General features: G+C 74.5%; 1 pseudogene. It reads right to left on the bottom strand.

Annotated features, from left to right (window positions below):
- Positions 1 to 1166, bottom strand: a pseudogene (locus ND748_RS29365) (hypothetical protein); the annotation flags it as partial.
- Positions 1167 to 2858 lie beyond the last annotated feature (1692 nt).

Genomic DNA, 2858 nt, shown 5'->3' with positions numbered 1-2858 from the left:
GACCGCGCCCCCGTGTCGCTCCCGGCGGTGCCCCCGCGAGAGCCCGCCGCGCCCCGCCCATCGGAAGCGCCCCGGCTGCCGGCGCCTGAGCCGGACCTCGCAACCGACGTCGACCCGGAATCCGGGATGGGCGGACCCTGTCCCCGCGCGCCCTGTCCCCATGTGCGCGAGGTGGCACCGGCCGGACCGCTCGATGCGGTGCCCGGGCCCGACCCCGATGTTCCCCCAGCCATCGCCCGCCCCCGAGACCCCGCGCGCACCCCGGCTTCTTGCGCCGCAGTGCCGGCGGGGATGCCGACACCGGCCGGATAGGCCGCGGAACCCGGATACCCACCGGCTCCCACGTGTCCGTCCGTTCCCGCATAGCCGCCGGCCCCCGCGTACCCGCCGGTTCCGGGGAACCCTTCGGCCCCCGAATCCCCACCGTCTCCGGGGAACCCACCAGTTCCGGGGAGTCCACCTGCGCCGCGATAGCCGCCGGCTCCGCGATAGCCGCCGGCCCTGGAGCCGACCCCGGGACCGACGGCCGCGCCGGGGCGGGTGTTGTCGCGGTAGGCATCGCCGGCCGGGTCGTCGCCGGCCGACCACTCGCCCGGGCCGGACTCGGAGCGTCCACGGCCGGCCCGGCCGTCCCACCCGTCGAGGTCGCCACCGTCCAGTCCCGCGGCGAAGCGCTCCCCGTCCTCGTCCTGATCGGCGTCCCTGCCCCCGCCGGCGCGAACGCGATCGCCGGCGGCCGGGCCGCTCCCGTCGAGCACACCGTCGGACGAGGCGGGATACCTCGACGCAGGCGGTCCGGAGCCGTCCGCGGCGGCGGCACCGCCCGCGGCGTCAGGGGAACCGTAGATCGACGCGGGGAACGGTGGCAGCGTCGACAGGGGCGAGACCGGCACACTGCCCGGCTGCCAGGGCAGGTTGTCGCCCTGCGGCTGGTCGTCGAGCCCGAGCCCGGTGTCGGTGGCACTGGCCGTCTGGAGCCGGGCATCGTCCCCGCCCGAACCGGCGGGGGCGGAAAAGCCGAAGGCTGCCACGGCGACCGTGAAGCCGCCGGCCGCGACGGTCAACCCGCCGCGCCGGCCGGAGATGCGGGCCCATCCCACCCGCCCGCGTAGGGTGCCGGCGATGCCGACGAGCATCACCGCGACGGCGAGCAGCGCCATAGCCATGGCAAACACCCACATCAGGCCCCCAGGTCGCATCGTCTCCACGGAGGCCCGAACCGTAACTCACCCAGAGTAGTACTACCGACACCGTGGGCGTCGTGTCGGTACGCCGCCCACCGGGCCGCCTACCAGCTACTGCGCCGACCCGCCCACACGACACCGGACTGGACCACTGCCTGGTCGACGTGGACTGGAGATACACACGTCGGGGACGTCGGGGACGTCGGGGACCTTCGCGGTCATCGACTATCGCGGTCATCGACTTCGGGCTCGTGCCGACGGCGCGGCGCGGTTCCGCGGAACCCCGAGATCATCAGGGTTGGACTCGGACGGAAACATCTCCACACTTCACCGATCACGCACGGTGGGTGGAACGGCCGGCGACAGTCCTGGCCGGGTGGATGTCAACAGATGCAGGAGGTTGATGACCGCGAGCCGGACCCCCACCGCCATCAACCTCCTGCAGTTGCCGACGCAACCGGGACAGGCACCGGCACGCCGGGCCCCGGGTCTCGGGCACCGGGTCTCGTTCGGGCGAACCATCCCTCCCGATCCCAACGGGATGCGCGCTCTAACGCCGCGCGCCGAGGCCCATGCGTCCGGAACCGGCGGATGCGCCTGCGGCCGTGCTGATTCCCTCGCCCAAGGAGCCTCCGGTGCCAGCGTCCACGCCACCAGACTCGTCCGCCCCACCAGACCGACCTGCGCCACCGGGCCAGCCGGACCCACCCGCACCGCCAGACCCGCCAGACCCGCCAGACCCGCCCGCGCCGCCAGGTCTGCCCGCGCCGCCAGGCCCGCCGGACCCGCTGTTGCCGTCGACCTCACCCGCGCCGGCCGGCGCGGGCGGGGGCGTTGGACGTGCTGTGTAGGTCGGACGGTTGCCGCCACGACGGTGGGTTCCGCCCGAGGACGTCGTGGTGGCCGGACCGTCGGTCTCGTCATCGGACCGGTCAGGCGGGGAGCCATCGCTGGTCGGCGGGATCGGCTGGGGACGCGCCGAGGCTCGAGGTATGGACGAGCTGGCGGTGGGGCGACTCGTCCCACCGGAAGACCCCGTCGAGGGATTGCCCGCCTCGGGATTGCCCGTCGAGGGCCGTCCCGTCGAGGGCCGTCCTGCTGTAGGTCGGCCCGCGACGGGCTTGTTCGACGCGGGCTTACTCGACACGGGCCTGCTCGGTGCGGGCCTGTTCGGTGCGGGCTTGTTTGCTGCAGGCTTGCTCGGCGCGGGCTTGCTCGGCACCGGTCTGCTCGGTGCGGGCTTGCTCGCGGGCTTGCTCGGCGCCGGTTTGCTCGGTACAGGCCTGCTCGTCACGGGCCTTCTCGGCGTAGGTCTGCCCGGCGCGGGTTTACCGGGGCCATCGGACTCGCCCGCGCCGCCGGAACCGCCCGAACCACCCGAACCAGAGCCGGAACCGCCCGAACCAGAACCACCCGAACCACCGGAGCCAGAGCCGGAACCGCCCGAACCAGAACCACCCGAACCGCCGGAGCCAGAGCCGGAACCACCGGAACCGCCGCTGCCAGAGCCCCCGGAACCGCCAGATCCGCCAGATCCGGCGGTGTTGCCGTTGCCGGTCGGGGTCTGGCCGCCCGTGGGCCCGGTGGGGGTCGAGGGCCCGGTGCCTGCCCCGCCGCCGCGGGGCGGCGAGGTGGTCCGGACGACCGTGCCCCCGGGGCGTGCGGGGGAGGCGG

It is taken from the genome of Frankia sp. AiPs1, from assembly GCF_023716945.1.
Classification (GTDB): domain Bacteria; phylum Actinomycetota; class Actinomycetes; order Frankiales; family Frankiaceae; genus Frankia.
Note: the sequence above shows the minus strand (reverse complement) of the source record. Positions and strands in the feature narration are given on the sequence as shown.